This is a genomic window from Mesorhizobium sp. M1295, from assembly GCF_040318135.1.
Lineage (GTDB): Bacteria > Pseudomonadota > Alphaproteobacteria > Rhizobiales > Rhizobiaceae > Mesorhizobium.
This window is the reverse complement of record NZ_JAMYLU010000015.1, coordinates 122,257-148,777: the sequence shown is the minus strand read 5'-3', so window position 1 is coordinate 148,777 and position 26,521 is coordinate 122,257. Positions and strand designations below refer to the sequence as shown.

Genomic DNA, 26,521 nt, shown 5'->3' with positions numbered 1-26,521 from the left:
ATGTCGCTGGAACTCTACGCCACCTACGTCGTCGCTTGCATCGTCATCATTCTTGTGCCGGGGCCGACGGTCACGCTGATCATCGCCAACAGCATCCGCCACGGCTCGCGCGCCGGCCTCGCCAATGTCGCCGGCACCCAGGCCGGGCTGGCCATCATGATCGCCATCGTCGGCATCGGGCTGACCTCGCTTATCGCCGGCATGGGCCACTGGTTCGAATGGGTCCGGCTGATCGGCGCCGCCTACCTGATCTGGATGGGCGTGCAGATGTTCCGCTCGAAAGGCAAGCTGAACGCCGACGGATCGGCTAAAAAGCCGCGCGGCGGCTTCTTCCTGCAGGGCCTGCTGGTGGCGATCAGCAATCCGAAGACGCTGGTGTTCTTCGGCGCCTTCTTTCCGCAGTTCATCGCCCCCGAAGGCAATTACGCGTTACAGATCGGCGTCATGGGTCTCACCGCCATGATCTTCGCCGCCGTCTCGGATTCGACCTACGCGTTGGCCGCCGGCCGCGCCGGACGCCTGCTCTCGGCCGGCCGCGTCAAGCTCTTGTCGCGAATCAGCGGCAGCTTCCTGGTGGGCGGCGGCCTGTGGCTGGCGTTTTCCAAGGCGAAGTAACAGCCGCGAGCCGGGACGCAAATAGCAATCTCCTGGAACAGGAAGCCCGATTGAAAGTCAGCCTTCTGTGCACCACATGAATCGACAGTTGGGGATTCATGCCGGTGCCATGGACTTTTGTGGATGTGAAAAGGCACGCGATCGGCGTGATCCTGATTGTTGCTTTGTTTGCGGCGGTGTTGGCCCTCGATCCGCTCAAGTGGACGAATAACGCCAGCCCGATCCGCTCGGTGGACCCAATCGATGCAGCCGTCAAAAGTACCCATTGGGGCAAAGGCCGAAGTGTCTACATGCTGGTCCTTGAAGACGGTTCATCTGTTTTCATCGACGACGATCGTCCGCGCCTGATCGGCTCGCACGTCGGCATCGAGCGCGTCACGCGCGACAATGGCTTTGTCTTCTACCGATTTCCAAATTGAACGGCGATCGATCAATGAAGCTGTTTTCGAAGGTAAACGAGTGACAGAGCTCTCTTCGAAGAAATCGCTCTTGAACAAAGCCCTTACGCTATTCAACTCTAAGTGATGGGGCCGACGAATCTTTCTCTTAGAAACCGCCTTCTTCTGCTTCGGGAAGAGTTTCGCGATACAGTCGTTGGCGTCGCTTTCTTTTGCTCATTCGCTCTTGTGGCCGCCGTGGCGATTGTAACAAGACAGAATAGCCCGATCATGGGCACGCAACGCATAGGAGGCATCGTCGAAGATGTTGCGACGATGCCTCTAAATCCGAAAGGTTCCGTCGGCCATGGACTTTATTATAGATATGAAGTCCGTCTCCATGACGGCAACGCACTGGTATTTATCGATGGTGAGGTGGAGACGCCCCACATGATCGGATCGGAAGTCTCGATCGAACAACAGCACCGCAATAACGGCACCAGCACCTACCGCCTGCTCAATGACTGAGCGGCACTAAAGCCGCCCCAGCCTTTCCAGCAACAGCGCGAAAAACGCATCATGATCGATGTCGCGCATCACCATGGCGTTCTTCGGCCGCTTGGTCACTCCCCACCAGTCGATCACCGTCATGCCCATGGTGAGCTCCGAGGCAGTTTCCACGCTGACATTGCAGTTGCGGCCCTTGAACAGCTTCGGCTTCAACAGATAGGCGATGACGCAAGGATCGTGCAGCGGGCCGCCATCGGTGCCGTATTTCTCTTCGTCGAAGCGTTCGAAGAATTCCAGCATGTCCGCCGTCGCCGTGCCGACCCTGGTGCCGAGCTTGCGGAAAGCCTTCGTGCGCTTGGCGGTGGTCAGCGCCTTGTGGGTGACGTCGAGCGGCATCATCACGATCGGAATGTCGGATTTGAACACGACATCGGCGGCATGCGGGTCGACATAGATGTTGAACTCGGCAGTCGGCGTGACGTTGCCGCCCTCGAAGAAGCCGCCGCCCATCAGCACGATCTCCTTGATGCGCGGCGCGATTTTCGGCTCGCGGATCAGCGCCAGCGCAACATTGGTGAGCGGCCCGAGCGCGCAAAGCGTGATCGTGCCGGTCTCCTCCTTCATCAGCGTCTCGACGATGAAATCGACCGCATACTGATCCTGCAGCTTCATCTTTGGCTCAGGCAGTTGCGGTCCGTTGAGGCCGGTCTTGCCATGCACTTCCTCGGCGGTGACGAGTTCACGCGCCAGCGGCCGGATGGCGCCTGCATAGACCTTGACATCCGGCCGGCCGGCCAACTCGCAGATCTTGCGTGCGTTTTTTTCGGTGAGTTTCAGCGGCACGTTGCCGGCCACCGCGGTGATGCCGACGATCTCCAGCTCGGCGCTGCCGAGCGCCAGCAATATGGCGACGGCATCGTCCTGGCCGGGGTCAGTGTCGATGATGATCCTGCGGGATTGGGGCATTTCAATTCCTTGTTTTGGCAAGTCTTTTTGGGCGGGACGTGTGACGGCTTGAAGTCTGCCGGGCGGCGGACCATATCAAGACCATCGGGAAAAATGCCATCCGGGTTTTTCCACTTTATGTCGCTCTTGAGAGGACACTGTAACATGAGCCGAATGACGCCTTTTTCCAGCCCGCTTCTCCTCGGTTTCGATTCCATGGAAAAGACACTGGAGCGCTTGGCGAAGTCGGGTGACAGCTATCCTCCGTACAACATCGAGCGCCTCAGCGGTGCCGACGGCAAAACCGAAAGGCTGCGCATCACGCTCGCCGTCGCCGGTTTCGCGGAAAGCGATCTCGATGTCTCCACGGAGGAGAACCAGTTGGTCGTGCGCGGCCGTCAGAACGACGACACCGAGCGCGAATTCCTCCACCGCGGCATCGCCGCGCGCCAGTTCCAGCGCTGTTTCGTGCTGGCCGACGGCATGCGGGTGATTGCGGCGGAATTGAAGAACGGCCTCTTGTCGATCGATCTCGATCGGCCGGAGTCCGAACGGCTGGTACGAAAAATAAACATATCGGTGAAAGACTGAGTTTTGCCGATAGCTCTCATGCGGGATGGCCTTGAGCGGCGTCTCGCGGCAAGGAGGCTTGAAATGACCAGAACTGACGAAAATATCATCATGACCAGCGGCGAATTCGCTCATCTCGGCGAAGGTTCGGTCGCCTATCTCAGGAAAGTGTCGAGCGACGATCTGCGCGGCCGTTTCCCGGGCCTCGGCGAAATCGCGCCCGGGCTGGAACTGTGGGCCCTGTTTGCCGCCAACGGCCAGCCGATCCTGCTTTCGGATGCTCGCGACCGGGCGCTGGCCGGCGCCTTGGAAAACGATCTGACCCCCGTCGCTATCCACTAACAACACGGCGCGCCGATCTGGCTGAAACGGACAGGGCCGCTCACGGCGGCCCTTCAACGGGTCCAATCAACTCAGGCGGCGTGCGAGGCCTGTGTATCCGACAGCAGCGCGTGGATAGCCACGGCATCGCGCGTGCCCCTGATCTTGGCAACCGTGTCGGCATCGCGCAGCACCCGCGCGATGCGCGACAGCGCCTTGAGGTGGTCGGCGCCGGCACCTTCGGGGGCCAAAAGCAGAAACACCAGGTCGACCGGCTGATCGTCGAGGGCCTCGAAATCGACCGGTGTCTCCAGCCGGGCAAAAACTCCAGCGATCCGCTTCACCCCGGCCAGCTTGCCATGCGGAATGGCGATGCCGTTGCCGACGCCGGTCGAACCCAGCCGCTCGCGTTGCAGGATGGTGTCGAACACCTCCCGCTCCGGAATGCCGGAAATTGCCGCCGCCCTTTCAGACAGCAATTGCAGCAGCTGCTTTTTGGAGTTCGCCTTCAACGCCGGCATGATTGCCGGAACGTTGACGAGATCGCTCAGATCCATGCTTGAAATCCCTTGTTCGCCTGCCGTCGCCAGTCCCCACGCTTGCGTGCGGCTGGTTTTTACCCCTGCGCGACCTTGGCCGTAGACGGGTCGATCCAGCCGATATTCCCGTCCGGCCGGCGATAGACGATGTTGAGATGGTCGTTTCCGGCATTGCGGAAGACCAGGACCGGGCTGTCCTTGGTGTCGAGCTCGATCACGGCTGACGCCACCGACATGGTCCGCAGCGTCATGGTCGATTCGGCGACGATGGCCGGCGCGAAATTCTCCGGTATCTCCTCGTCGTCATCGGCAAGCGGGGCCATCACCGTATAGGCGACGTCGGTGAGTTCGCCATTGCTATTGCCTGAATTGTGCGACTTCAGCCGGCGCTTGTAGCGCCTGAGGCGGGTTTCCAGACGGTCCGCCGCGGCATCGAAGGCAAGCGTCGGATCCTGGGCATCGCCGGTCGCCTGCAGCGAAGCACCGGAATCCAGCCGGATCATGCAATCGGCCGTGTAGCGCGACCCCGATTTGACGACTACGATTTGCCCTGAAAAGCCCCGATCGAAATATTTCCCGATCACTTCTCCGACACGGTCGTTGATGCGCGTACGGAACGCATCGCCGATATCCATGTGTTTTCCCGATATGCGCAATGTCATCTGAAAACTGACCTTCCTTGCTCAGGCTTCAAACTGTCCCGAGTTTATACTCGTGGTCCGTGCGCACAAGCTTTGCGGCGTCACTTGCGCCGATTTTAAATCCGAACTTTCCGGTTGATCACAAGCCGCCTTCTTGGCCGTCCGTGGCCTACGTCGTGACGGACCATCTCTCGTGCGGGCATCAGCGAACTCAAATCCACTCGCCAGCCCGTCTCATGCGGGCGGGCTTCTAGCCACTTCGTTGCCGCTTGTCAATGAACGCGAAAGCTGTGGAAATTCTGCCGGAGTTCAACGGCCGGCGCTGGCCAAAGCGCGTTTTTCGCGCCGCCGTTGCACCGAAGAGGGTATGTTCATGCCTTCCCGGTATTTGGCAACCGTGCGCCTGGCAATGTCGACGCCGCTTTCCCGCAGCATGTCCACGATGGCATCGTCGGAAAGCACATCGACGGCTTTCTCCTCGTCGATCAGCTGCTTTATGCGGTCGCGCACCGCTTCCGACGAATGCGCATCGCCGCCACCCGACGAAGCGATCGAGGCGGTAAAGAAATAGCGCAGCTCGAACACGCCGCGCGGCGTCAGCATGTATTTGTTTGCCGTGACCCGGCTGACCGTCGATTCGTGCATGCCGATAGCGTCCGCCACCGTGCGCAGGTTGAGCGGCTTCAGGTGCCGCACGCCGTGGACGAGAAAAGCGTCCTGCTGGCGCACGATCTCGGAGGCGACCTTCAGGATAGTCTTCGCCCGCTGGTCGAGGCTGCGCGTCAGCCAGTTGGCATTCTGCAGGCATTCGGCGAGGAAATCCTTTTCCGCTTGGTTTTTCGCATGCGGCGTGACCTGAGCGAAATAGATGTGATCGACCAGCACGCGCGGTAGCGTCTCGGCGTTGAGCTCGACCGTCCAGCTGCCGTCATTGGCTGCGCGCACCTCGACGTCGGCCACGATCGCATCGCTGGCACCGCGCGAAAACGCCATTCCCGGCCGCGGGTCGAGCGCCCGGATCTCGGCCAGCATGTCGAGCAGATCCTCCTCGTCGACACCGCAAATCCGCTTCAGCGTCTGGAAATCGCGCCGTGCCAGGAGTTCGAGATTGGCGATCAATGCCCTCATCGCCGGATCGAGCCGGTCGCGCACGGCAAGCTGCAGCGACAGGCATTCGGCGAGGTCGCGGGCGAAGATGCCGGCGGGCTCGAATGTCTGGCAAATCGCCAGCGCCATTGCCACCGCCGGGGGGTCCGTGCCGAGGCGGGCCGCGATCTCGGCCATGTCCGCACGCATGTAGCCGGCCTCATCGAGGCCGTCGGCAAGCTCGCTGGCGATCAGGCGCGCGGCCGGATCGGCGAAGGCGAGCGCCACCTGCTCGCCGACATGGTCGCGCAGCGTGATGGCAGCCGCCGCCATATCCGCGACATCGAAGCCGTCGGAGGAAGAGGCGGAACTATTGCCGGACGCCGATTTCCATTGCGCCGTCAGGTCGGGGCCGAGCCGCTCGCTCGTTCCTGGATCGTCGGGAAACAGGTTTTCCAGCGACGTATCGAGCTTTTCCGAGATCGCCTCGGCGCTCCACGCCGTCTCCGCTTCGAACCAGTCGCCGTCGGCGGCCGGTTCCGATGCGGCGTCGCTCTTCTGCGCCTGGTCGCTGGCGGCGTCGTCCTGCGGTTCGGCGCGTTCCAGCAGGGGATTGCGTTCGATCTCGTCGTCGATGAAGCGTTCCAGCTCGAGGTGGGTGAACTGCAGCAGGCGGATCGACTGCATCAGCTGCGGCGTCATCACCAGCGACTGCGACTGTCGTAGCTGTAGTTTTGCCGCCAACGCCATGGTTCGGTTTCAAACGCCCCGTCTACGCACCCGCACTGCCGGAAAGAATTTTCCAGGCCAGCATAGAAACTGGCCCGGCTTTTGCTTGTCAAGGCGAGGTGCGGAAAAACTCGCCTGCCAGCGCGTTTTTCAGGCAGAAAATCGAAGAAAAAGCTGCCGGACTACGCCGGAAATCCCGTTCGAAGCGGAATTTCGCATTTAGAGCGTAAATCCCTCGCCAAGATAAAGCCGCCGCACATCGGCATTTGCGACGATTTCGTCGGCTCGGCCATGGGTCAGCACCTGGCCGGCATGGATGATGTAGGCGCGGTCGATCAGGCCAAGGGTCTCACGCACATTGTGGTCGGTGATCAGCACGCCGATGCCACGTGCCGTCAGATGGCGAACGAGCTGCTGGATGTCGGCGACGGCGATCGGGTCGATGCCGGCGAACGGTTCGTCGAGCAGCATGTAGGCGGGGCGGGTTGCCAAGGCGCGGGCAATTTCCAGGCGCCGCCGCTCACCGCCGGAAAGCGACAGCGACGGAGCCTTGCGCAGATGGCTGATGTGGAATTCCTCGAGCAATTCGTCGAGCAGGCGCTCACGTTCCTTGCGGCTCTTTTCGACCACTTCGAGCACGGCCCGGATGTTTTGCTCGACGTTCAGGCCGCGAAAAATCGACGCTTCCTGCGGCAAATAGCCGATGCCGAGACGGGCGCGGCGATACATCGGCATCGACGTGACATCGAAACCGTCGATCTCGATGGTGCCTTCATCGACCGGCACCAGCCCGGTCACCATGTAGAAACAGGTCGTCTTGCCGGCGCCGTTGGGGCCGAGCAGCCCAACCGCCTCGCCGGCGCGCACGCCCAGCGTCACGCCGCTGACGACTTTGCGGCCCTTGTAGCTTTTGGTCAGCCCCTTGGCGATCAAGGTTCCCTTGAACTTTGCCGCTTCGACGGTGACCCTGGCCGGTGCCGCAAGTTTGCTGGCGGCGCGCCCTGGAAGACGCGCCAGCAGCGACGATATGCCGGTCATCAGGGTTTCGCTGCTCCAGACTTCGCCTGCGGCGTGATCGACATCATGACGCGGCCGCCGCAGGCGTCGACCTGGGCAAGGCCGCTCTTCATCTGCACGGTAAGCTTGCAGCCGACAAGCACGTTGTCGCCTTGCGAGAGCACGACCTTGCTGCCCGAAAGCACCAGCACCTCGGTCTTCATGTCGAAGGTGCCGCGGTCGCCGGTGGCAACCTGATTGTCCGATTTGATGTAGACCTTATCGTCGACCACGAGATGGTCGATGTTGGCGGATCCGGTCATCGCCGCGGCACCCGCCGGCTCGGCGCCTTTGGCGGCGGCTGCATCCCTGACGTAATAGACCGTCATTTTGCCGGCCTTGAGTACGGTTGGACCCTGGACGACGTTGACGTTGCCGGTGAAGACGGCGACGCTTTCCGCCTGGCGCACCTCGAGCTTGTCGCTTTCGATCTGGATCGGCTTGTCGCCCGACAGCCTGAGGCCGGACATTTGGCTGGTGGCGCTGGACTGCGCCAGCGACGAAGCCGTCCCCAGGGTGAGCCCCAATGGCAGCCCGAGGGTCAGCAACGCCGAAACCGCGGCGAGGCGCCGTGCCGAACTACTGAACCGCATTGGTCTCTCCGCTCTTTGCCTCTGCCGCCTTCAAACTGGCGGGATCGATGTCGACGCGCACCTTGTTCTCGAAAACCAGGACCTTGCCATTGTCCTGGACCGACATCGAATCCGCCCTGATCCGCGACCCGCCGCGGCTGACATCGACGGGTTCGCTTGTCTTCATAGTGCCTTCGCCCATGTCGAGATAGACTGATTTGAATTTTGCCACCACGCCATCCGTGGTCGATACCGTCACGTCGCTGGTCAGGCTGAACGTGTTGCCGTCGCGATCATAGGTGCCGCGCGCGGCATCGATGGCGGCCGTGTTGTCGGCCGCAATCGGCAGCCTGGCCTTGATGCCTTCCAGATCGATGATGCCTTGTTTGCTGACGTCCTGTATGGCGCGCAGGGCCGTCATCGAATAGGGCAAGTTCTGCTTGGTGAAGCCGTTGAGCTTGGGATTGGCCATCACCAGCTTGCCATTGGCAAAGGAGCCGCCGTCGGCCTGCACCTCGATTGCAGCGGGAGCCATGAGATAGGAATAGACCGGAAACGCGACCGCGATCAGGGCGGCGACCAGCGGCACGGCCAGCTTGAGGATCCGCACCCGGCGCGAATGACGCTGCGCGATGTCAAAGGCGTCGACCCGCGCCCGGCCTGCGGCCTTGGGAGCCAACTCCGTCTCGGTGTTGGTCGGTTCGATTGGTCCCGCTAACATGACTGCTTCTTCTAAACCCCTGCCCGCCAGGCCGCCCTATAGGTGGGGTGCCGGCGCCCTCAAGCAAGCACAAGCCGAGGAAAACCGCAAAAATATGACAGCCGCCCCTATACAACGAAAATGGCCCCAGCGCAGCCTGAACCTCATACCAGATATGGGCGCACAGTGTTAGAGCCTGTGGAACGCGACAGGTTGAAGCTTGCCCGAACGCCGAAGACGGCTTTGGCGAAGGCCGTCAGGAAACGGTAGCCGGGCGCGAATGGTTGCTTTAAAAGCATCTGCTCCCACCGACTACGAGGCTGACCATGGCATTGAGAGCCGACGACCTGATCGACCGCCGCCGCTTGCGCCGCAAGCTGACATTCTGGCGTGTTGCGGCGATTCTTGTCGCCGCAGCCGGGCTGATCGCCTTTTCCGCGTGGATTTATGGTGACGAATTCACCGGCGCGGCTGTCGACCACATCGCTAAGGTCAAGATCGAAGGTACCATCACCGAAGACGAAGAACTGATCAAGCGGCTGGAAGCCATCCGTCAGTCGCCGCGCGTCAAGGCTGTGATCCTGTCGATCGATTCACCCGGCGGCACCACCGTCGGTGGCGAGTCGATCTACGAGGCAGTGCGCAAGCTCGCCGCCGACAAGCCGGTGGTGGCCGAGGTCGGCACGCTCGCGGCGTCGGCGGGTTACATGATAGCCACCGCGGCCGACCATATTGTCGCACGCAAATCCTCGATCGTCGGCTCGATCGGCGTTCTGATCCAGTACCCGGACGTCAGCGGCCTCATGGACAAGCTCGGCGTCAAGCTGGAGGAGGTGAAATCCTCGCCCTTGAAGGCCTCGCCTTCCCCCTTCAAGCCGACCAATGACGATGAACGCGCCATGGTCCGCAAACTCATTCTCGACAGCTACGACTGGTTCGTCGGCATCGTCGCCGAGCGCCGCAACATGACCAAGCCGGAGGCGCTGGCGCTCGCGGACGGGTCGATCTTCACCGGCCGGCAGGCGGTCACCAACAGATTGATCGACGCGGTCGGCGGCGAGGCCGAAGCGATCGACTGGCTTGCAGGCAAGGGTGTCGATGCCAAGCTCAAGGTGGTGGAATGGAAGGACACGGAAAAACGCGGTGGTTTCCTGTTCTCCAAGGCGATGGCGCAGACCGTCGGCGCTGCGCTTGGCCTGCCTGGCCATGGCGGCGACGTCCTTCACGAAATTGGAGCGGACCGCTTGTTTCTTGACGGTCTCGTTTCCGTCTGGCACCCTTGAGGAGCCGCTTGGGAGTGAAAAAGCAAATAAAATCATTCTGATAATTTCGGCGGCACTGCTTTCACGGGGAGCCTTTTCATGATCAAATCCGAACTTGTGCAGATCATCGCCACGCGCAATCCGCATCTTTTCCTGCGCGATGTCGAAAACATTGTCGGCGCCATCTTCGATGAAATCACCGACGCGCTTGCCGAGGGCAACCGGGTCGAGTTGCGCGGCTTCGGCGCGTTTTCGGTGAAAAACCGCCCTGCCCGCACCGGCCGCAATCCGCGCACCGGCGAATCCGTAGAGGTCGAGGAGAAATGGGTGCCGTTCTTCAAGACCGGCAAGGAATTGCGTGAAAGGCTGAACGGAGGCAAATAGGCGCGGCGCCCGCCGACCCGTTGCTGCCTTTTCTTCCGAACGGAAAAACATGTTCAATCGCTTCATCCTCATCGTGGTTTTCGTGCCGCTGGCCGTCATCCTGATTGCGCTGGCCGTCGCCAACCGCGAACCGGTGGCCTTCACGCTCGATCCGTTCAATCCCGGCAATCCGGCGCTGACGCTGACCGTGCCGCTGTTCATTTTCCTGTTCCTGGCGCTGGCCATCGGCATGATCGTCGGCAGCCTGGCGACCTGGATCAAGCAGGGCCGCTACCGCAAGCTGGCGCGCCAGCGCGCCGCCGAGGCCGAGAACCTGCGTCTGGCAGTCAGCCGCGCGCCCACAGCGGCGCAGGGCCCGGCCTTGCCGAAGCCGATGAACTGAGCCGCGGCTCGGGCAGGAAGCGCAACCGGCCTATTTCTCCACGGAGCCATCATGCTGACCATTTCCGCCGCCGAGGTCGACCGCGCGCTGACCTTTCCCGGGCTGGTCGAGACATTGCGCGCCGCTTTTCGCGACGGCGCCGTGCAGCCGGTCAGGCATCATCACACGGTCGAGCGGCCCGACGGTGCCGCCTCGACGCTGCTTCTGATGCCGGCCTGGACCGACTTCAACGCCGGCACCTCGGCCGATGGCCATATCGGCGTCAAGATCGTCACAGTGTCGCCCGACAACAACGCCGTCGGCAAGCCTGCGGTGATGGGCCTCTACCTGTTGCTGGACGGCGCCACCGGCGAGCCTCAGGCCTTGATCGATGGCCAGCGGCTGACGCAGTGGCGCACCGCCTGCGCCTCGGCACTGGCCGCGTCCTATCTGGCCCGCGAAGACGCATCACGGCTGCTGGTGGTCGGCGCCGGCGCGCTGTCGCCATTCCTTGCAAAGGCGCATTCGGCGGTGCGGCCGATCAAGAACATCCGCATCTGGAACCGCACGCCGGCCAATGCCGAAAAGGTCGCGGCAAAATTGCGTGCCGAGGGTTTTGCGGCCGACGCCGCAGGCGATCTCGACGTCGAACTCGGCCAGGCCGATATCGTGTCATCGGCGACCATCACCACCGCGCCACTGATCAAAGGGGTACTCTTGAAACCGGGAACCCATGTCGATCTGGTTGGCGGCTTCACGCCGGCGATGCGCGAAAGCGACGACGACGCGATTGCACGCGCCCGCGTCTATGTCGACACCCGCGCCGGCGCCACCAAGGAAGCCGGCGACATCGTCCAGCCGCTGGCCTCCGGCGTGCTGAAGCCGCAAGCCATCGTCGCCGACCTCTATGAACTGGCACGCGGCCAGAAAAAAGGCCGGCAGGGCAATGACGAGATCACGCTGTTCAAGTCGGTCGGCGCGGCCCTCGAGGACCTGGCCGCCGGCATTGCCGTGTATCGCGCAAGCGTAGGGCAGTAGGGCAGTAGGGCAGTAGGGCAGTAGGGCAGTAGGGCAGTAGGAAACCGTGCTAATCGTGCGGCGCCGCGCCTAGTGCTACTTTGCTCTCGCCTACTGCCCTACTGCCTTACTCCTTTTGCCAATAAACCCGTAGCCGGTGGTTGTCCGGATCGAGCGCGACGAAGGTGCGGCCGAAATCCATGTCGGTCGGGCTCTGCAGGATGGTCAGCCCACGGTCGGCCCACTCGGCATGGGTGGTGTCGACAGCGCCAGGCGTATCCAACGCAAAGACGACCTCGGCGCCACCGCCTGCGGCCGCCGCGGCCGGCTCTACGGTATGACGCGACCAGAGGCCGAGTTTGAAGCCGTTGTCGAGCACGAACAACACGAAGGTCGGCGAGGTGTCGACCGGCTCGCGTCCGAGCAGCGCGCTGTAGAAGGCGCCGCTTTGCTCAGGCTTGTCGACATAGAGGATGACGAAATTGGGCGGTGTCATGAATTGCTCTCCAGATGGTTTCGACTGGAGCAGCATAGCGTGCACCACTGCCAGATTCTGGCAGCAGTCTTAACTGAGCGGCAGCCTTAGCTTGGCTTGTCGAGCGTCGCCCGCCATTCTTTGAGCAGCACCTGGCGACGGCGCGGATAACGCGTCTCGGTGGCGTTGAGGCCGGATATCCGATCGGCGCGAAAGTGCCTGAAATCCTGGCGCATCTCGCACCACGCCGCGACGACGCGCACCTTGTCGAAGAAGCCGAGTGCAAACGGCCAGACGGTGCGCTCGGAGGCAGCGCCGCCGGCATCGCGATAGACAAAGCTCAACTTGTGCTCCTCGCGGATGGCTTGCCGCACCACGCCGAGATCGATGCCTTCGGTGACCTCGGTGCGCGACCCGACCAGCAGCGTCGAGGCATCGAGCTCTTCGCGCAAATCGTCCGGCAGCACGGCGGCGATCTTGGCCAGCGCGTCGGTGGCGGCGTTGGCAAGCCGCCAGTCCGGCTGCTTGGCCACCCAGCGCGAACCGAGCACGATCGCCTCGATCTCCTCGTCGGTGAACATCAAGGGCGGCAGCATGAAGCCTGGCCTGAGCACGTAACCCAGCCCCGCCTCGCCCTCGATCGGTGCGCCCTGCCCCTGCAACGTGGCGATATCGCGATAGAGCGTGCGGATCGACACACCCATTTCGCCGGCAAGGCTGCGGCCGCTGACTGGCCGGCGATGCCGGCGCAGGATCTGGATCAAGTCGAGCAGGCGTTCGGCGCGGGACATGGATCGCAACCCGGTTTGGATGGATGCCCAATTTGGATGGACGATAGTGCGCCTGCGCTTTCGGCGGCAAGCAGGATGATCGCCGACCGGAACGTATGCGGCCTGACGCCGTTGTCTGGCCATTATGGATATACGCGGTCTTCTGTTGTTCTGGTCTGTTTTGACCGCCACCGTTGCTGCCCTAAGCCTCGGACCATCCTTCGCCCACGTACTGGAATCGGTGCCGCGGCTGACCAGATGGCCGCCGTCGCTCTGGCGAGAAACCACGGTCTTCAATGCTCAGTTCCAGTTCTTTTTGACTGTCGGCGCACCGCTGGACGTGGCGGCCGTCGCCTGTCCGGGGCTCCTCGCATGGATGCTGCGCGGCGACCGCCCGGCATTCTGGTGGGTGTTGGCCGCCACCATGCTTTATCTGATGGCGCTTGTCGCGTGGGTTGCGCTCGTCAAACCGGCAAACGATGTCCTGGCCACCTGGGTGCCTGGACCGATCCCGGGCAATTTCGAAGCTATCCGGAGCCGCTGGGAAGCCGGCCATATGGTCGTCACCGGCTTCAAGGCCGTCGGTTTCATCGCGCTCGCAGTCGGGCTGCTGTCGATCAGGCGTGGCTGATCCGTTCGCAAACGCCTGCAGCCCTTTTGTTGCGCCGGTCAATTCGCTGTGGCAGAAGCGGCGCAGCCGCCGTCCGGAGATGCGCCTTCTTGAAACCTTTTCGCGACAAACGCCGCGACAGCCGCTCGCCCTCGAAAGGCGGGATGGAGCAGCCACGGCGGCGCGACGCCAATCCAACCGCTGGTCCGGAGACGAAACCGCAGGGCCGGTCCGAGCAGAAAGCAGCGCCGCGCCCTCTTTCGCGCCGCGATGGCGCGCTGCCTGCCGAACATCTGCCGCTGATCCTCGAAGTCGGCGCCAATCAGGACTACGCGCTGCTCGACAGCGGCACCGGAGAAAAGCTCGAGCAATACGGCCCCTACCGCATCGTTCGGCCGGAGGGCCAGGCGATCTGGCAAAAGGCATTGCCGGCCAGGGACTGGGAACGCGCCGATGCCATTTTCACCGGCGATACCGACGAGGAAGGCATCGGCCGCTGGCGCTTTCCGAAGACGCCGCTCGGCGAGACCTGGCCGATGAAGCATGACGGCATCGACTATCTCGGCCGCTTCACTTCGTTTCGCCATGTCGGCGTCTTTCCCGAGCAGGCCTCGCACTGGGACCACATGGCCGGGCTGATTGCGGCGGCAAAACGGCCGGTGAAGGTGCTGAACCTGTTCGGTTATACCGGCCTTGCCTCGCTGGTGGCAGCGCGTGCCGGCGCCGAGGTCACCCATGTCGATGCTTCCAAGAAGGCGATCGGCTGGGCGCGCGAAAACCAGGAGATGGCGGGCCTGTCGCAAAGGCCGATCCGCTGGATCGTCGACGATGCCGTGAAATTCGCCGAGCGCGAGGAGCGCCGCGGCAGCCGCTACGACATCATCCTGTTCGACCCGCCCGCCTATGGCCGCGGACCGAAGGGCGAGGTCTGGCATCTGTTCGAAGATTTGCCGGCGCTGACCGACATCTGCCGTGCGATCCTGACGCCGAAGCCGCTCGCTGTGGTGCTGACCGCCTATTCGATCCGCGCCTCTTTCTTCGCCATCCACGCCTTGATGCGCGACACCTTCGCCGGCATGGGCGGCACGGTCGAATCCGGCGAATTGATCATCCGCGAGAAATCCGCCGGCCGGGCGCTTTCGACCTCGCTGTTCTCGCGCTGGGTGGCCTGAATGAGTGCGTACGAACGGCACGCGGGCGCGCCAGGGCAGGTGAAGGAAGTCACCAGCCTCGCCAATCCGCTGGTCAAGGACATCAAGGCGCTCGCGCAGAAGAAATTCCGCGACCAGCAGAATGCCTTCATGGCCGAAGGCCTGAAGCTGGTCATCGACGCGCTCGATCTCGGCTGGTCTATCAGGACATTGGTTTTCGCCAAGGCCGGACGTGGCAATGCGGCGGTTGAAAAAGTTGCGGCGCGCACGGTTGCCGCCGGCGGCACCGTACTTGAAGTTTCGGAAAACGTGCTGGTCGCCATCACCCGCCGCGACAATCCGCAAATGGTCGTCGGCGTGTTCTCGCAGAAATTGCTGCCGCTGAAGGACATTCGCGCCCATGATGGCGACGTCTGGGTGGTGCTCGACCGCGTCCGCGACCCCGGCAACCTCGGCACCGTCATCCGCACGGTCGACGCCGTCGGCGCCAAAGGCGTCATCCTGGTCGGCGAGACCACCGATCCCTTTTCGGTCGAGACGGTACGCGCCACCATGGGCTCGATCTTCGCCGTGCCGGTCGCCAAGGCGTCGGCCGAGGCTTTTCTCGCCTGGCGAAAGAGCTTTCCCGGCCTCGTCGCCGGCACCCATCTTAAGGGTGCGGTCGACTACCGCTCGGTCGATTTTTCAAAAGGCCCGGTGCTTTTGATGATGGGCAACGAGCAGCAAGGCCTGCCTGACGAGCTTGCCGCAAGCTGCGACAAGCTGCTGCGGATACCGCAGGCAGGCCGCGCCGATTCGCTCAACCTTGCGGTGGCCACCGGCGTCATGCTGTTCGAGATCCGGCGCGGCGCGCTGAAGCTCGGCCCGGAGGATGCCCGATCGTGACATCCCAAACCGTGAAACTGCAAACCATGAAGTCCTGGAGCCCCTACGCTTTTCTGGTTGTCGCCGCGATAGCGCTCGACCAGTGGCTGAAATATCTGGTCGAGACCGGCCTTGCCTTCCAGGAAAGGCTCGATCTCCTGCCGTTCCTGGCGCTGTACCGCACCTACAACACCGGCATCGCGTTTTCGCTGTTTTCGTCCTTCGGCGACACCGGCCTGGTGGTCGTCGCGGTTCTGGTGGTCGCTTTCGTTCTCTATCTTGCGGCCCGCACGCCGCCCGGCCACCTGCTTGCCCGCGTCGGCTTCGCGCTGATCGTCGGCGGCGCGCTCGGCAATCTGATCGACCGCGCTGCCTATGGCCATGTCATCGACTATATTCTGTTTCACACGCCGGTCTGGTCCTTCGCGATCTTCAACCTCGCCGATGCCTTCATTTCGGTCGGTGCCGTGCTGGTCGTCTTCGATGAGCTCATTGGCTGGTGGCGCGGAACATCGAGCGATTGACCTCACTCGCCCGGCACCGCACATTTCTTATTTGCAAGCCCGAGGAGAAAAAATGCCCGAAGCCTTCAAAGCCATCCTCGTTTCGCGCGACGCCGAGAAAAACCAGTCGGTCGCGGTGACCGAGCTCACCGAGGCAGACCTGATGGAAGGCGACGTCACCGTCGCGGTGGAGGCGACGACGGTGAACTACAAGGACGGCCTTGCAATCACCGGCAAGGCGCCGGTGATCCGCCGCTGGCCGCTGGTGCCGGGCGTCGATTTCGCCGGCACCGTCATCTCGTCTTCCAATCCCGACTGGCGCGAGGGTGACAAGGTCATATTGAACGGCTGGGGCGTCGGCGAGACGCATTTCGGCGCCTTTGCCGGACGCGCCCGCGTCAAGGGCGACTGGCTGGTACCGCTGCCGGACGGCATGAGCCCGCATGATGCGATGGCGGTCGGCACCGCCGGCTACACCGCCATGCTTTGCGTCATCGCGCTGGAGCGCCACGGCATCGTGCCCGACCGCGGCCCTGTGGTGGTGACGGGCGCTGCCGGTGGCGTCGGGTCGGTCGCGGTCTCGATCCTGTCCAGCCTCGGCTATCACGTCATCGCCTCGACCGGCCGCAGTGCCGAAAGCCCCTATCTGACCGCCCTCGGTGCCGCGGAAGTGATTTCACGCGACGAGCTTGCGCAGCCTGCAAAACCGCTAGCCAAGGAACGCTGGGCCGGCGGCATCGACGCTGTCGGCAGCCACACGCTGGCCAACGTCCTGTCGATGACCTCCTATGGCGGCGCCGTTGCCGCTTGCGGCCTCGCCGGCGGCATGGACCTGCCGGCAAGCGTCGCCCCGTTCATCCTGCGCGGCGTCTCGCTGCTCGGCATCGATTCGGTGATGGCGCCCAAGGCGGTCCGCATCGAGGCCTGGCGCCGCATCGGCACCGATCTCGATCACGCAAAGCTTGCCAGCCTGTCGACGAGCATCGGCTTCGACGGCATCATCGGCGCCGCGCATGACATCGTCGAGGGCAAGATCCGCGGCCGCGTGGTGGTGGACATGTGAGGCTCCAAAGGGAAAAAAAGAGCGCGACCGCTAAAATTCGAACGATCAACCACAACCTTCAATAAGCTCTGTCTGGCAGGAATTCCGTATGATTGCGGAACCCGGCATCAGAGAGGCGGAACCAGCCGAACGGGCCGACCGGGCGGCCCCCGAGGCGTCAGGGCGGCAGCTTGTCGCCGCGCCGCCGCTGGCGCCGGAATTGCCGGACGCCAACCGCCACGGCCTGCCCTTCCTGACTCTCGTCGCCATCGTCGTGCTGGCAGGCCTGTCGCATCTGACCGGAGCGCCGATCTTCATCACCATTGGCCTTTTGGCGACAGCCATCGCCGGGCTCGCCATGCATCTGCGCAACAGGCGCACCCAGCGTCGCGCGGTGGCCCTGCTCGATGCCACGACCGCCCGCAGTCGCGCCGAGATCGAGACGCTGGCCGACCGCATGTGGGAGATGCAGGAGAGCGAGGAGCGCTTTCGCGGTCTGATCGATGCACTCGGCGATCTCGTCGTCCACCGCGACCGCGACGGCCATATCGTCTACGCCAACAAGGTTTTCGCCGACCTTGTCGAAACCGACCAGCGCGACCTCGCCGGCAAGACCCTGGCGGAACTAGGCATCGATGTCGGCATCGTTCCCGACGCCGCCTTTTCCGACCATGAATGCCTGAGTTCCACTGATGTCGCCATTCGCACGCCGGACGGCCCACGCTGGTTCTCTTGGATCGAGCTGTCGGTGCGCGACAAGGACAGCGGCGCCGTTTCGCATCGCGCCATCGCCCGTGACATCACCGCCCGCAAACGCGCCGAATCCTCGCTGATCACCGCCCGCGAACGGGCCGAATATGCGAGCCAGGCCAAATCGCGCTTCCTCGCCACCGTCAGCCACGAGATACGCACGCCGATGAACGGCATCATGGGCATGGCCCGGCTTCTCGCCGACACCAGCCTTTCGCCCGAGCAGCGGACCTATGTCGGCGCCATCTCGACCTCGGCCAGCGCGCTGCTGGCGCTGATCGAGGACCTGCTCGACTATTCCAAGATCGAGGCCGGCCGCTTCGATCCCGAACCGCAACCGATGTCGGTGCGCGAGATCGCCGACAATGTCATCGAGCTTTTGGCGGCGCGGGCTTTTGCCAAGGATATCGGCCTCGGCTGCCATGTCGAACCCGACGTGCCGCAGCTGATCACCGCCGACCCCGGCAGGGTCAGGCAGGTGCTGCTCAACCTTATCGGCAATGCCGTCAAGTTCACCGACAGCGGCGGCGTCCTGGCAAGCATCGGCCGCGTCCGCACCGAAACCACCAACCGCATCCGCTTCACCATCACCGACACCGGCCCCGGTCTGCGCGAGGAGGACATGGAGCGCATCTTCGAGGACTTCGAACAGGCTGACGGCACCTCGACCCGTACGCATGGTGGTGCCGGCCTCGGTCTCGCGATTTCCAAGCGCCTGGTGACGGCGATGGGCGGCACTATCTCGGTGTCGAGCCGGCTTGGCCAGGGATCCGAATTCGTCTTCGAGATTCCCGCTATTTCCGCCGTCGAGGCGCTGCAGATCCGCCAGAACGCGCTGTTGGGCCGGCATGCGGTAATCGTGTCGAAGAACCTGGTCGAGGCCGAAGCCATCGCCCGCACCATTCGCGCCAATGGCGGAACGGTCGATCTGGCCGCCGCCGCCGCCCAGGCCGCCCCTTTCGCCGAGGGCTGCAACGTGCTTCTGGTCGATGCTGCCATGGAGCAAAGCGACGGCAGGCTGCTCAGGCGCCTGCGCCAGAGCGGATTTGTCGATTGCGAGGCGGTGACGCTGATCGCGCCGACCGACCGCGGCATGCTTGGCGAGTTCCGTGCCAACGGTTACGCCACCTTCCTGGCGAGGCCGGTGCGCGGCGAGACATTGCTGCGCGTGCTTTTGACCAGCCACGCACCGGTCATCGCCGAGCCGCAACCGCAAAAGCGCGGCGCGCAGGCTGGGCACGCCATTGGCGGCCGCCAGCAGGGCCTGTCGGTGCTGATCGCCGAGGACAACGACATCAACGCCATGCTGGCCCGCGCCACCCTCCTGAAGGCCGGGCATCGGGTGAAAGTGGTCGGCAACGGCAAGGCCGCGGTCGAGGCGGTCATCAGCACCGGCCATAAGCACCGCTACGACGTGGTGCTGATGGACCTGCATATGCCTGTCATGGACGGGCTGGACGCCATCGCCGCCATCCGCCGCCATGAGGAGGAGACCGCGGTTCCGCCGGTGCCGATCATGGTGCTGTCGGCCGACAGCCAGGAAAAGACCCGCCACGCCGTGCTCGCCCACGGTGCGAGCGGCTTCGTCACCAAGCCGCTCGACCCTGATGCCCTGGTTCATGCGGTTGAAGGGCAAGTGGCCGCTTGAGGCACAACATAGACGGTCGATAGATTACCCAGCCGACGAAGTATTGCCCGCAGAGCCGTATCACGGTACTGTCACAATCCTGTTGCACCTACACCGTATCCCCGTGCCAAGAGGGATGGCTCGAAGGAGAATCACTCGTGCATACAGTCATGCCGGAATGTGATGCTCGGCCGAACGCCAGCGGGCCTTTGCTCGTCGGCCGGAACGCCGATGCCGTCATAAAAGGCGCATCGCTCGGCCGCATCGGCAATCTCGAAGTGCGGCTCGCCCGCAACGAGGCCGAGATCGCCGCCGCGCAGGAAGTGCGCTACCGGGTGTTCTACGACGAGCTTGGTGCCAGGAAGGACCTGTTCCAGATGCAGGACCGCCGCGATGCCGACCGCTTCGATCCCCTCTGCGACCATCTGCTGGTCTTCGATACTTCGCTTTCCGGTCCCGAGCATCGCCGCATCGTCGGCACCTACCGCCTGCTGCGGCAGGAGATTGCCGCGGCGGCGGGCGGCTTCTATTCCGAAGGCGAATTCGAGTTGACCAAGCTGATCGCGCGACATCCCGGCCAGCGCTTCCTCGAGCTCGGCCGCTCCTGCGTTCTGCCGGAATACCGCTCCAAGCGCACCATCGAGGCGCTGTGGCAAGGCATCTGGGCCTATATCAATCATTACGGCATTGGCGTGATGACCGGCTGCGCGTCGTTCCACGGCACCGTGCCGGCGGCACATGCAGAGGCGCTGACCTATCTTGCCCACCACTGCCGGACGAATTCATCGTGGGACGTGCGTGCCGTCGCCGGGCGCTATTGTTCGATGGATCTGATGCCGATCGAAGCCGTTAACACCAAGGCGGCGATCGCCGCGATGCCGCCGCTGGTCAAGGGCTATCTGCGCGTCGGCGCGCGCATCGGCGACGGTTGCGTCATCGACCGTGAATTCTCGACGGTCGACGTGTTCGTGGTGATGCCGGTCAAGGAGATCGGTGCCCGCTACGTCAATTATTATGGCGGGGAAGCGCAGCGGTTTGCAGCCTGACACCTTAAATCAGGGAATATCTTCCGGACGCCGGCCAGGCTTGCTTTTGTAGGACGGAAAGGCCCAGCCGAATTTCAGCGCGCCGCCGCGTACGCAGAAAGCCGCCATGAAACCTGCCAGGCCCGACGCAAGCGGCGGCAGTCCGGCGAAATCGCCAAGTGTGTAGAGGCCGGCGCCGGCAAGCGCTGCGGTAACGTAGATTTCCGGTCTCAGGAGCACCGAAGGCTCGCCTGTCAACAGATCGCGCAGAATGCCGCCAAGGGTTGCGGTGAGCATGCCGGTGACGATCGAAACTGCAGGTGACCCGGTGATCGTCAGCCCCTTGGCCGCGCCAATCACCGAAAATGCGGCAAGACCTATGGCGTCGAGCCAGAGCAGCAATTTGTAGCGCGACTCGAAACGATGTGCGCTGAAGAAGACGACGACCGCCACCGCCGCACAGATTAGCACATAGTCGCGGTTTCCCACCCAGAACACGGGCACGTTGAGGATGACGTCGCGAAACGTTCCGCCCCCGATGCCGGCAACGCTAGCCAGAAACAGGTAACCGATAATGTCGAGCTGTTTGCGCGAGGCGGCCAGCGCACCGGTCGCCGCGAAGACGGCGACGCCGGCATAGTCGAGAAGCTCGATCGGGTTCATGGAGGGAATAATGAAATACCGAGTGGGGAATAGCGAGTGGCTCCTGCGAATCTGGATTGACTCCAGATAAATTTAAATGATTGAATTATTCATTCAATTATTTGGGTGGACGTCTATGTCCCCTCGCCGCTACAGCATGGCTTCCCGGACTGCCGCCTTCGCCAAGACGAGGCAGCGCATTCTCGACGCGACAATCAAGCTGCACACCCAGAACGGCATCTTTGGCACGACTTGGAAGGATATCGCTACGGAAGCCGATGTCGCCGTTGGCACCGTCTACAAGCATTTTCCTACTCTGGATGACCTGGTGCCGGCGTGCGGCGAATTGCTGATGGAGCGCCTGCGTCCTCCGTCGCCCGAAGCAGTGACGGAGATAATCGGCGACGCGACCGATCCTGAAGAACGGCTACGCCGGGTCGCCAACGAGCTGTTCGCCTTCTACCAACGTGGCGGACGGCATCTCGAAAGCGACCTGCGCGAGCGCGAGCTTCCGGCCATGCGGGAATGGGAGGAATACCTGCGACACATGGTGGCCGGATTCGTGCGTGAGGCACTGGCGCACGACGGTCCGGGCGATGATGTCGTGCAGGCAATCAGCTTTCTATTCGACTTTCCGACGTTCAACGCCATGCGGATACGCGGCATGACGGTGGACCTCGCCGTCGAAACGGCAACGACAATGGCGCTCTGCTGGCTCAAAGGCAGAGGCCGGACGAGCACGTCTTGAGCGAACAGAATGCGGGAGGCGAAACAAAGGTCAGATGGCAAAGGGAGGAAGTCATGGACACGAATGTCGTTGAAATCACTGAATTTGCATTGAAGCCCGGATTCACCGAGCAGATGTTCCTGCAGACTAGGGATGAAGTGAATGACGAGGTGCGAAAGCTCAAGGGTTTCCTCAACCGTCGCCTGCTCAAATCCGCAGGCGGCTGGACGGAGATATTCGAATGGGCGGACATGGACAGCGCCAAGGCGGCTGGCGAGGTCTGGTCCTCCCTGCCCGGCATCAAAAACTATTGCTCGATGGTGAATTCCGCCTCGATCAAGGTCGGCTACCATTCTGTGGCGGCCGTGGCTGGCGGCGAAGCTGGCAGGAGCACTCCCCACGCCTTTTGCAGTCACGCCTTGGAAGGAGAGGCGCGCTGGTGGCTTGGCTCGCTAGCGGTGATCAAGGCGACAGCGGTCCAGACCGCGGGCCAGTTCACGCTGATCGAAGTGCTCGAGAGCGAAGGTGAGGCGCCGCTGCATGTGCACCATCGCGAGGACGAGTCATTCCTGGTGATGGAAGGCGAGATCGAGTTCGAGATCGGCGGTAAGGCGATTATGGCTGGACCCGGTTCGTTTCTCTTTGGGCCACGCGATGTGCCGCACCGCTATACGGTCAAGCGTGGGCCGGCCCGGATGCTGTTCTTCTTCACGCCTGGCGGTTTCGAGGAACTTCTGAGGGCGACCAGTGTGCCCACCGCCGACAGGCGCATTCCTCCGGACGGCGAAGGAATGCCGGACATGGAGACATTCCCCGACGTGGTCCGCCGCTATGGCTGTGAACTGCTGAGCTGAGGGCAGGAAAGCCTGCACGGCGAACTGTTTGATCGCCCTGAAAATCGGATAGGTTGGGGGCGGTCGATCATCCCTCACGCTTTGGTGGCGGTTGCTGGCTAACGGAGCCCTACTCCCAGTTCACGCATCCTTCTCAGCCTGCTCGTTCACCGGCCCCGGCTCCACCGGCGCTTCGCTTGCCACATGCTTGGGGCCGCCCTTGGCGACGCCGACCATGGCCGGCCGCAGCACGCGCTCGCCGATCGAATAGCCGGGCTGCACGACCTGGACGACCGTGTTGGCCGGCACGTCGGGATTGGGCACCTCGAACATCGCCTGGTGGAAATTCGGATCGAATTTCTCCCCCTCGGGCTCGAGCTTCTTCACGCCGTGGCGCTCCAGCGCCGACAGCATGGCGCGCTCGGTGAGCTCGACGCCGTCGATCAGCGCCTTGAAGCCGGCATCACCCGACGCCTTGGCCTCCTCCGGGATGGCATCCAGCGCACGGCGCAGATTGTCTGATACCGACAGCATGTCGCGGGCAAAATTGGCGACCGCATAGGCGCGCGCATCGTGGACGTCTCGGGCGGTGCGGCGGCGCAAATTCTCCATGTCGGCCGCCACGCGCAGCGCGCGATCCTTCAGCTCTTCGTTTTCCTTCAGAAGCCGCACAAGCGCTTCATAGTCGCCGTCGACGCCGCCTTCCCTTGGCTCCGCGGCAGCCTCGGTCTTCTCGGCTTCATCGGGCGCGCGTTCGTCTTTTGCCTGGTCGCTCATCGCGGTTTCCCGTCATTTTCAAATGGTGTGGATTTGCGCCCGATATCGAGGTTTAGCGGCCAAAAATCAAGGGGCAAGCGATACTGCAGCCGCTGTTGCGGCTTGATGGCGGACGGCGCAAACCTTTCGATTTTAATTCAAACTTTACCGTAACCGCCGGCTTTGCTTGCCAGGCTACTACAATGCGGGAACCATTCCTCCCTTGGAAGAGTTTCGAAGCCGACACAGGATTTTGAGATGATGCCCCGCAGGAACGGCGAAAAACGCAACGGGCTCGCCGCCGATATCCGGCGCCAGCTCGGCACCGAAGCGACCAAGCGCTTTCTGCGCACCTTGCCGGCCTTCCGCACCGAGTCCGATATTCCCGACCGTCTGAAGGAATTGCTCGACCGCCTGGACGGCGTGGAAGCCAGGGTGGTCGCAGGCGGGCGCCGTCGGTAGCGCGCCGTTGCCAGGGACGCGACCGGCAATTGTGGCCGGTTGCCATCGCGCGACATTTACGCGCAGTAACTTTGCGTGATCTCCGTCTTGCGGCAGCGCCCTGCTCCGCCTATGTTTCATGATGAACATGATTTCCCCCGAAGCTGTGGCAAACAGCAAGCGCGCCTGGTTGAAAATCCTGTCGCGCTATAAAAAGCCCGACAGACGTCGCAGCGCTGTCGAACTCGCCATCACCCTCATCCCTTTCGCCACGTTATGGGCGCTGTCCTCGGCCGCCTATGCCTATGGCCATTGGTGGGGTCTGGTCCTCATCCTTCCGGCCGCCGGCTTTCTGGTGCGAATCTTCATGATCCAGCACGATTGCGGTCACGGCTCCTTCTTTGCCAATCGCTATGCCGACGACTGGATCGGCCGCGTCCTTGGCGTGCTGACGCTGACGCCCTACGATTGCTGGCGCCGCGCCCACGCAACCCATCACGCCAGCGCCGGCAATCTCGACGAGCGCGGCACCGGCGACATCAAGACACTGACCGTCGCCGAATACCGGCAACTGTCGTGGCGGCGCCGGCTCGCCTATCGCCTCTATCGCCATCCGCTGGTGATGTTTGGCCTTGGTCCGATATGGATTTTCATTTTCGAGCAGAGACTGCCCTTGGGCATGATGCGGGGCGGCCTCACCCCTTGGGTGTCGTCGATGTCCACCAACCTCGCCATCGCCGTCATCGCCGCTCTGCTCATCTGGTTCGTCGGCCCCGGCGCGTTCCTGGTCGTGCATCTGCCGATCGTCATTCTCGCCGGATCGGCCGGCATCTGGCTGTTCTACGTCCAGCATCAGTTCGAGGAAACGGAGTGGACAAAGGACTCCGAGTGGGAATTCCAGCACGCTGCCCTGCACGGCTCGTCCTATTACGACCTGCCGCCGGTTCTGAACTGGATCACCGGCAATATCGGCGTCCACCATGTGCACCACCTCTCGGCCAAAGTGCCGTGTTACCGGCTTCCGGAAGTGCTGAGGGACTATCCGGAGTTGCGTGAGATCGGCCGCGTCACGCTTCTCGACAGCCTGCGCTGCGTCAAGCTGGCGCTATGGGACGAGAGCCGCAGCAAGCTGGTCTCGTTCCGCGAAGCGCGGATGGCCGTGTAGACGCACCGCCGCACCTAAAGCGCGTCGCGCTCGACCGGCCTCATGCGACGCGCTTTAAGTTCTTGTTTATGCATGCCGTTATCGCAAAACCGCTGCACACTTTTGCGCGACATGCATTAGGGGCGCGGCGGCTCCAAATTCCGAGCTTAAGCCGCCTGGCGTTGGTCGCGCATCAGGATCTCTCCCTGGCGAATCTCGGTGCCCAGCACTTTCAGACATTCGCGCATGAAGGCGGCAAGGCCCGGCCAGCCCTTGGCCGACACCAGATTGCCGTCGACATGGGCACCGGTCGGCGCAACATCGATATAGATGCCCCCGGCCAGCGTGACTTCCGGCTCGCAATATTGCAGCGCCGCGACTTCCCTGCCGCGCACCACGCCGTCGACCGCGATCAGGATCTGCACGCCGTGGCAGATGGTGAAGATCGGCTTGCCGGCCTCATGGAAATGCCGCACCAGCGCCTGCACGCGCTTGTCGATGCGGATATATTCCGGCCCGCGCCCGCCCGCCGCGTAGACGGCGTCGTATTCGGCCGGGTTGACCTCGGAAAACGTCTTGTTGAGGATGTAGTCGTGGCCGAGCTTTTCCGTATAGGTCTGGTGGCCTTCGAAGTCGTGCAACGAGGTCTTCAGGATGTCGCCGGCCTTCTTGTCGGGGCAAACGACATGGACCGTATGGCCCACCGCATGCATGGCCTGTTCAAAGACGAAAATCTCGTATTCCTCGCTGAACTCGCCAACGAGCGTCAATATCTTCTTGCCAGCCATACCCGGTTCCTCCCTTGTGGCCACATTTATTCGGATCGCAAAATAATGGACCTATCCTAAGACGGGGACGGGCAAAATAAAAGATCGAATCGGCAATGTGGTCCGACCAGATCGTGCTTCTGGTCCCCTGGAGCAGATCAGCTGGCGCGCACCCGCCGCCAGGAATATTTCGGGCCTTTGGCCTCCGGCTTCACCGCCGGCTGGTAGAACAGCGGCAGTCCGCCGGTGCGGCCTTGCTCGAGCCGCTTCAGCAGCACCGGGTGCGAGATCTCGAATTCGTCGAAGCCGAGGCGCAGCATGTGCGGCAGCTGGTCGATAAGCACCTGCCCGGTGGCGCGCATGGCGCCGGTGAAATGGTAACGGCTGCGCAGCAATTCGCCCTTGGAGAACGAGCGGCCGTCATTGAACGCCGGGAAGGCCAGCGCCACCAGCGACAGCTGGTCGAGCAGGCCGGCGATCTTCTCGAGCTGATCGCCGGGCTGCAGCAGCACGCCGATGCGTTCCTTCGCCGACCGCCGCACCTCCCGATCGAGGCCGAGAAACGCCTGCAGCGGCAGGATGAAGCGGCCATTGCCGACCAGCGCCTCGGCGCTTTCGGCATGAACCCACTCGTCCTCGCAAAAACCATTCGGCGTCCACAGCCGGGTGGCGTTTTCCGCTATCAATTCGCTCATCAAGAAATTCCCAA

At 62.8% G+C, this 26,521-nt stretch carries 33 protein-coding genes; 20 read left to right on the top strand and 13 right to left on the bottom strand.

Annotated features, from left to right (window positions below; genetic code table 11):
* The 3 genes from NKH29_RS21000 to NKH29_RS20990 all read left to right on the top strand — a co-directional run bounded on the left by NKH29_RS21000 (window position 1) and on the right by NKH29_RS20990 (window position 1,520).
* Complete coding sequence (locus tag NKH29_RS21000) at window positions 1-615, top strand: LysE family translocator (RefSeq protein WP_023675274.1); 615 nt, start codon at window positions 1-3, stop codon at window positions 613-615.
* A gap of 98 nt (window positions 616-713) precedes the next feature.
* Entirely contained in the window at window positions 714-1,034 is a 321-nt protein-coding gene (locus NKH29_RS20995; protein ID WP_353000505.1) for a hypothetical protein, read from the top strand.
* Window positions 1,035-1,283: 249 nt separating this feature from the next.
* On the top strand, window positions 1,284-1,520 hold the full coding sequence (locus NKH29_RS20990; RefSeq protein WP_023718966.1) for a hypothetical protein: 237 nt from the start codon (window positions 1,284-1,286) through the stop codon (window positions 1,518-1,520).
* Between the two features lie 6 nt (window positions 1,521-1,526).
* Here the strand turns inward: NKH29_RS20990 and NKH29_RS20985 are convergent, their stop codons facing one another.
* Complete coding sequence (locus tag NKH29_RS20985; RefSeq protein WP_352483583.1) at window positions 1,527-2,468, bottom strand: nucleoside hydrolase; 942 nt, start codon at window positions 2,466-2,468, stop codon at window positions 1,527-1,529.
* Between the two features lie 144 nt (window positions 2,469-2,612).
* Between NKH29_RS20985 and NKH29_RS20980 the strand changes: the two genes are divergently transcribed.
* Both NKH29_RS20980 and NKH29_RS20975 read left to right on the top strand, forming a co-directional pair.
* Window positions 2,613-3,038: an Hsp20 family protein gene (locus NKH29_RS20980; protein ID WP_023718964.1), complete on the top strand. Its 426-nt coding sequence runs from the start codon at window positions 2,613-2,615 to the stop codon at window positions 3,036-3,038.
* A gap of 63 nt (window positions 3,039-3,101) precedes the next feature.
* Window positions 3,102-3,359: a BQ00720 family protein gene (locus NKH29_RS20975; protein WP_352483584.1), complete on the top strand. Its 258-nt coding sequence runs from the start codon at window positions 3,102-3,104 to the stop codon at window positions 3,357-3,359.
* Window positions 3,360-3,430: 71 nt separating this feature from the next.
* Here the strand turns inward: NKH29_RS20975 and ptsN are convergent, their stop codons facing one another.
* The 6 genes from ptsN to lptC form a co-directional block, all read right to left on the bottom strand.
* A complete protein-coding gene (ptsN, locus tag NKH29_RS20970; RefSeq protein ID WP_023718962.1) occupies window positions 3,431-3,895 on the bottom strand; it encodes a PTS IIA-like nitrogen regulatory protein PtsN in 465 nt (154 codons plus the stop codon).
* Between the two features lie 59 nt (window positions 3,896-3,954).
* Window positions 3,955-4,539, bottom strand: coding sequence for a ribosome hibernation-promoting factor, HPF/YfiA family (hpf, locus tag NKH29_RS20965; protein WP_352483585.1), 585 nt, complete (start codon window positions 4,537-4,539; stop codon window positions 3,955-3,957).
* Window positions 4,540-4,827: 288 nt separating this feature from the next.
* Window positions 4,828-6,354 carry an RNA polymerase factor sigma-54 gene (gene rpoN / locus NKH29_RS20960; RefSeq protein WP_352483586.1) on the bottom strand — a complete coding sequence of 509 codons (1,527 nt, stop codon included), beginning with the start codon at window positions 6,352-6,354 and terminating at the stop codon, window positions 4,828-4,830.
* A 198-nt stretch (window positions 6,355-6,552) separates the two neighbouring features.
* Window positions 6,553-7,371: an LPS export ABC transporter ATP-binding protein gene (lptB, locus tag NKH29_RS20955; protein ID WP_023718959.1), complete on the bottom strand. Its 819-nt coding sequence runs from the start codon at window positions 7,369-7,371 to the stop codon at window positions 6,553-6,555.
* Window positions 7,371-7,982: an LptA/OstA family protein gene (locus NKH29_RS20950; RefSeq protein WP_023718958.1), complete on the bottom strand. Its 612-nt coding sequence runs from the start codon at window positions 7,980-7,982 to the stop codon at window positions 7,371-7,373. Before NKH29_RS20950 ends, lptB begins: the two co-directional genes overlap by 1 nt.
* Window positions 7,969-8,682, bottom strand: coding sequence for an LPS export ABC transporter periplasmic protein LptC (gene lptC, locus NKH29_RS20945; RefSeq protein ID WP_023718957.1), 714 nt, complete (start codon window positions 8,680-8,682; stop codon window positions 7,969-7,971). Before lptC ends, NKH29_RS20950 begins: the two co-directional genes overlap by 14 nt.
* A gap of 305 nt (window positions 8,683-8,987) precedes the next feature.
* Between lptC and sppA the strand changes: the two genes are divergently transcribed.
* The 4 genes from sppA to lhpI all read left to right on the top strand — a co-directional run bounded on the left by sppA (window position 8,988) and on the right by lhpI (window position 11,706).
* Entirely contained in the window at window positions 8,988-9,944 is a 957-nt protein-coding gene (gene sppA, locus NKH29_RS20940; RefSeq protein ID WP_023718956.1) for a signal peptide peptidase SppA, read from the top strand.
* A gap of 78 nt (window positions 9,945-10,022) precedes the next feature.
* Complete coding sequence (locus NKH29_RS20935; RefSeq protein ID WP_006200394.1) at window positions 10,023-10,307, top strand: integration host factor subunit beta; 285 nt, start codon at window positions 10,023-10,025, stop codon at window positions 10,305-10,307.
* A gap of 49 nt (window positions 10,308-10,356) precedes the next feature.
* Window positions 10,357-10,689 (top strand): lipopolysaccharide assembly protein LapA domain-containing protein, encoded by a 333-nt coding sequence (locus NKH29_RS20930; protein WP_023718955.1) that lies wholly within the window; start codon window positions 10,357-10,359, stop codon window positions 10,687-10,689.
* A gap of 51 nt (window positions 10,690-10,740) precedes the next feature.
* On the top strand, window positions 10,741-11,706 hold the full coding sequence (lhpI, locus tag NKH29_RS20925; protein ID WP_023718954.1) for a bifunctional Delta(1)-pyrroline-2-carboxylate/Delta(1)-piperideine-2-carboxylate reductase: 966 nt from the start codon (window positions 10,741-10,743) through the stop codon (window positions 11,704-11,706).
* A gap of 106 nt (window positions 11,707-11,812) precedes the next feature.
* Here the strand turns inward: lhpI and NKH29_RS20920 are convergent, their stop codons facing one another.
* Window positions 11,813-12,181, bottom strand: a complete 369-nt coding sequence (locus NKH29_RS20920; protein WP_031193999.1) for a VOC family protein — start codon at window positions 12,179-12,181, stop codon at window positions 11,813-11,815.
* Between the two features lie 86 nt (window positions 12,182-12,267).
* Complete coding sequence (locus NKH29_RS20915) at window positions 12,268-12,951, bottom strand: helix-turn-helix transcriptional regulator (protein WP_023718953.1); 684 nt, start codon at window positions 12,949-12,951, stop codon at window positions 12,268-12,270.
* A 124-nt stretch (window positions 12,952-13,075) separates the two neighbouring features.
* Here NKH29_RS20915 and NKH29_RS20910 point away from each other — a divergent pair, with 124 nt between their 5' ends.
* The 7 genes from NKH29_RS20910 to olsB all read left to right on the top strand — a co-directional run bounded on the left by NKH29_RS20910 (window position 13,076) and on the right by olsB (window position 20,523).
* Entirely contained in the window at window positions 13,076-13,561 is a 486-nt protein-coding gene (locus tag NKH29_RS20910) for a DUF1772 domain-containing protein (protein ID WP_023718952.1), read from the top strand.
* 89 nt (window positions 13,562-13,650) lie between these two features.
* The gene (locus tag NKH29_RS20905) at window positions 13,651-14,712 is read left to right on the top strand and encodes an RsmD family RNA methyltransferase (RefSeq protein WP_353000503.1); all 1,062 of its coding nucleotides are present in this window, start codon (window positions 13,651-13,653) and stop codon (window positions 14,710-14,712) included.
* On the top strand, window positions 14,713-15,576 hold the full coding sequence (locus NKH29_RS20900; RefSeq protein ID WP_023718950.1) for a TrmH family RNA methyltransferase: 864 nt from the start codon (window positions 14,713-14,715) through the stop codon (window positions 15,574-15,576).
* Between the two features lie 26 nt (window positions 15,577-15,602).
* Window positions 15,603-16,079, top strand: coding sequence for a signal peptidase II (gene lspA, locus NKH29_RS20895; protein ID WP_023718949.1), 477 nt, complete (start codon window positions 15,603-15,605; stop codon window positions 16,077-16,079).
* A gap of 52 nt (window positions 16,080-16,131) precedes the next feature.
* Window positions 16,132-17,121: an acrylyl-CoA reductase (NADPH) gene (gene acuI, locus NKH29_RS20890; RefSeq protein WP_352964148.1), complete on the top strand. Its 990-nt coding sequence runs from the start codon at window positions 16,132-16,134 to the stop codon at window positions 17,119-17,121.
* Between the two features lie 88 nt (window positions 17,122-17,209).
* Window positions 17,210-19,498 carry a hybrid sensor histidine kinase/response regulator gene (locus tag NKH29_RS20885; protein ID WP_023718947.1) on the top strand — a complete coding sequence of 763 codons (2,289 nt, stop codon included), beginning with the start codon at window positions 17,210-17,212 and terminating at the stop codon, window positions 19,496-19,498.
* Window positions 19,499-19,647: 149 nt separating this feature from the next.
* Window positions 19,648-20,523 carry a l-ornithine N(alpha)-acyltransferase gene (gene olsB, locus NKH29_RS20880; protein WP_023675251.1) on the top strand — a complete coding sequence of 292 codons (876 nt, stop codon included), beginning with the start codon at window positions 19,648-19,650 and terminating at the stop codon, window positions 20,521-20,523.
* Window positions 20,524-20,532: 9 nt separating this feature from the next.
* Here olsB and NKH29_RS20875 read toward each other — a convergent pair whose 3' ends face one another.
* Window positions 20,533-21,165, bottom strand: coding sequence for a trimeric intracellular cation channel family protein (locus tag NKH29_RS20875; protein WP_023718946.1), 633 nt, complete (start codon window positions 21,163-21,165; stop codon window positions 20,533-20,535).
* Between the two features lie 76 nt (window positions 21,166-21,241).
* On the opposite strand from NKH29_RS20875, the gene NKH29_RS20870 reads away from it, so the two are divergent.
* Window positions 21,242-21,892, top strand: a complete 651-nt coding sequence (locus NKH29_RS20870) for a TetR/AcrR family transcriptional regulator (protein ID WP_352483594.1) — start codon at window positions 21,242-21,244, stop codon at window positions 21,890-21,892.
* A 53-nt stretch (window positions 21,893-21,945) separates the two neighbouring features.
* A complete protein-coding gene (locus tag NKH29_RS20865; RefSeq protein ID WP_352847375.1) occupies window positions 21,946-22,725 on the top strand; it encodes a cupin domain-containing protein in 780 nt (259 codons plus the stop codon).
* A 120-nt stretch (window positions 22,726-22,845) separates the two neighbouring features.
* Here the strand turns inward: NKH29_RS20865 and grpE are convergent, their stop codons facing one another.
* Window positions 22,846-23,481: a nucleotide exchange factor GrpE gene (gene grpE / locus NKH29_RS20860; protein ID WP_353000501.1), complete on the bottom strand. Its 636-nt coding sequence runs from the start codon at window positions 23,479-23,481 to the stop codon at window positions 22,846-22,848.
* 237 nt (window positions 23,482-23,718) lie between these two features.
* Between grpE and NKH29_RS20855 the strand changes: the two genes are divergently transcribed.
* On the top strand, window positions 23,719-23,922 hold the full coding sequence (locus tag NKH29_RS20855; RefSeq protein ID WP_353000499.1) for a hypothetical protein: 204 nt from the start codon (window positions 23,719-23,721) through the stop codon (window positions 23,920-23,922).
* Window positions 23,923-24,043: 121 nt separating this feature from the next.
* Complete coding sequence (locus tag NKH29_RS20850) at window positions 24,044-25,066, top strand: fatty acid desaturase (protein WP_352483596.1); 1,023 nt, start codon at window positions 24,044-24,046, stop codon at window positions 25,064-25,066.
* A 146-nt stretch (window positions 25,067-25,212) separates the two neighbouring features.
* On the opposite strand, the gene NKH29_RS20845 is transcribed toward NKH29_RS20850, so the two are convergent.
* Both NKH29_RS20845 and NKH29_RS20840 read right to left on the bottom strand, forming a co-directional pair.
* The gene (locus NKH29_RS20845; RefSeq protein ID WP_353000498.1) at window positions 25,213-25,833 is read right to left on the bottom strand and encodes a DJ-1/PfpI family protein; all 621 of its coding nucleotides are present in this window, start codon (window positions 25,831-25,833) and stop codon (window positions 25,213-25,215) included.
* A 137-nt stretch (window positions 25,834-25,970) separates the two neighbouring features.
* Window positions 25,971-26,507, bottom strand: coding sequence for a DUF934 domain-containing protein (locus NKH29_RS20840; RefSeq protein ID WP_023718941.1), 537 nt, complete (start codon window positions 26,505-26,507; stop codon window positions 25,971-25,973).
* Between the last annotated feature and the right edge of the window lie 14 nt (window positions 26,508-26,521).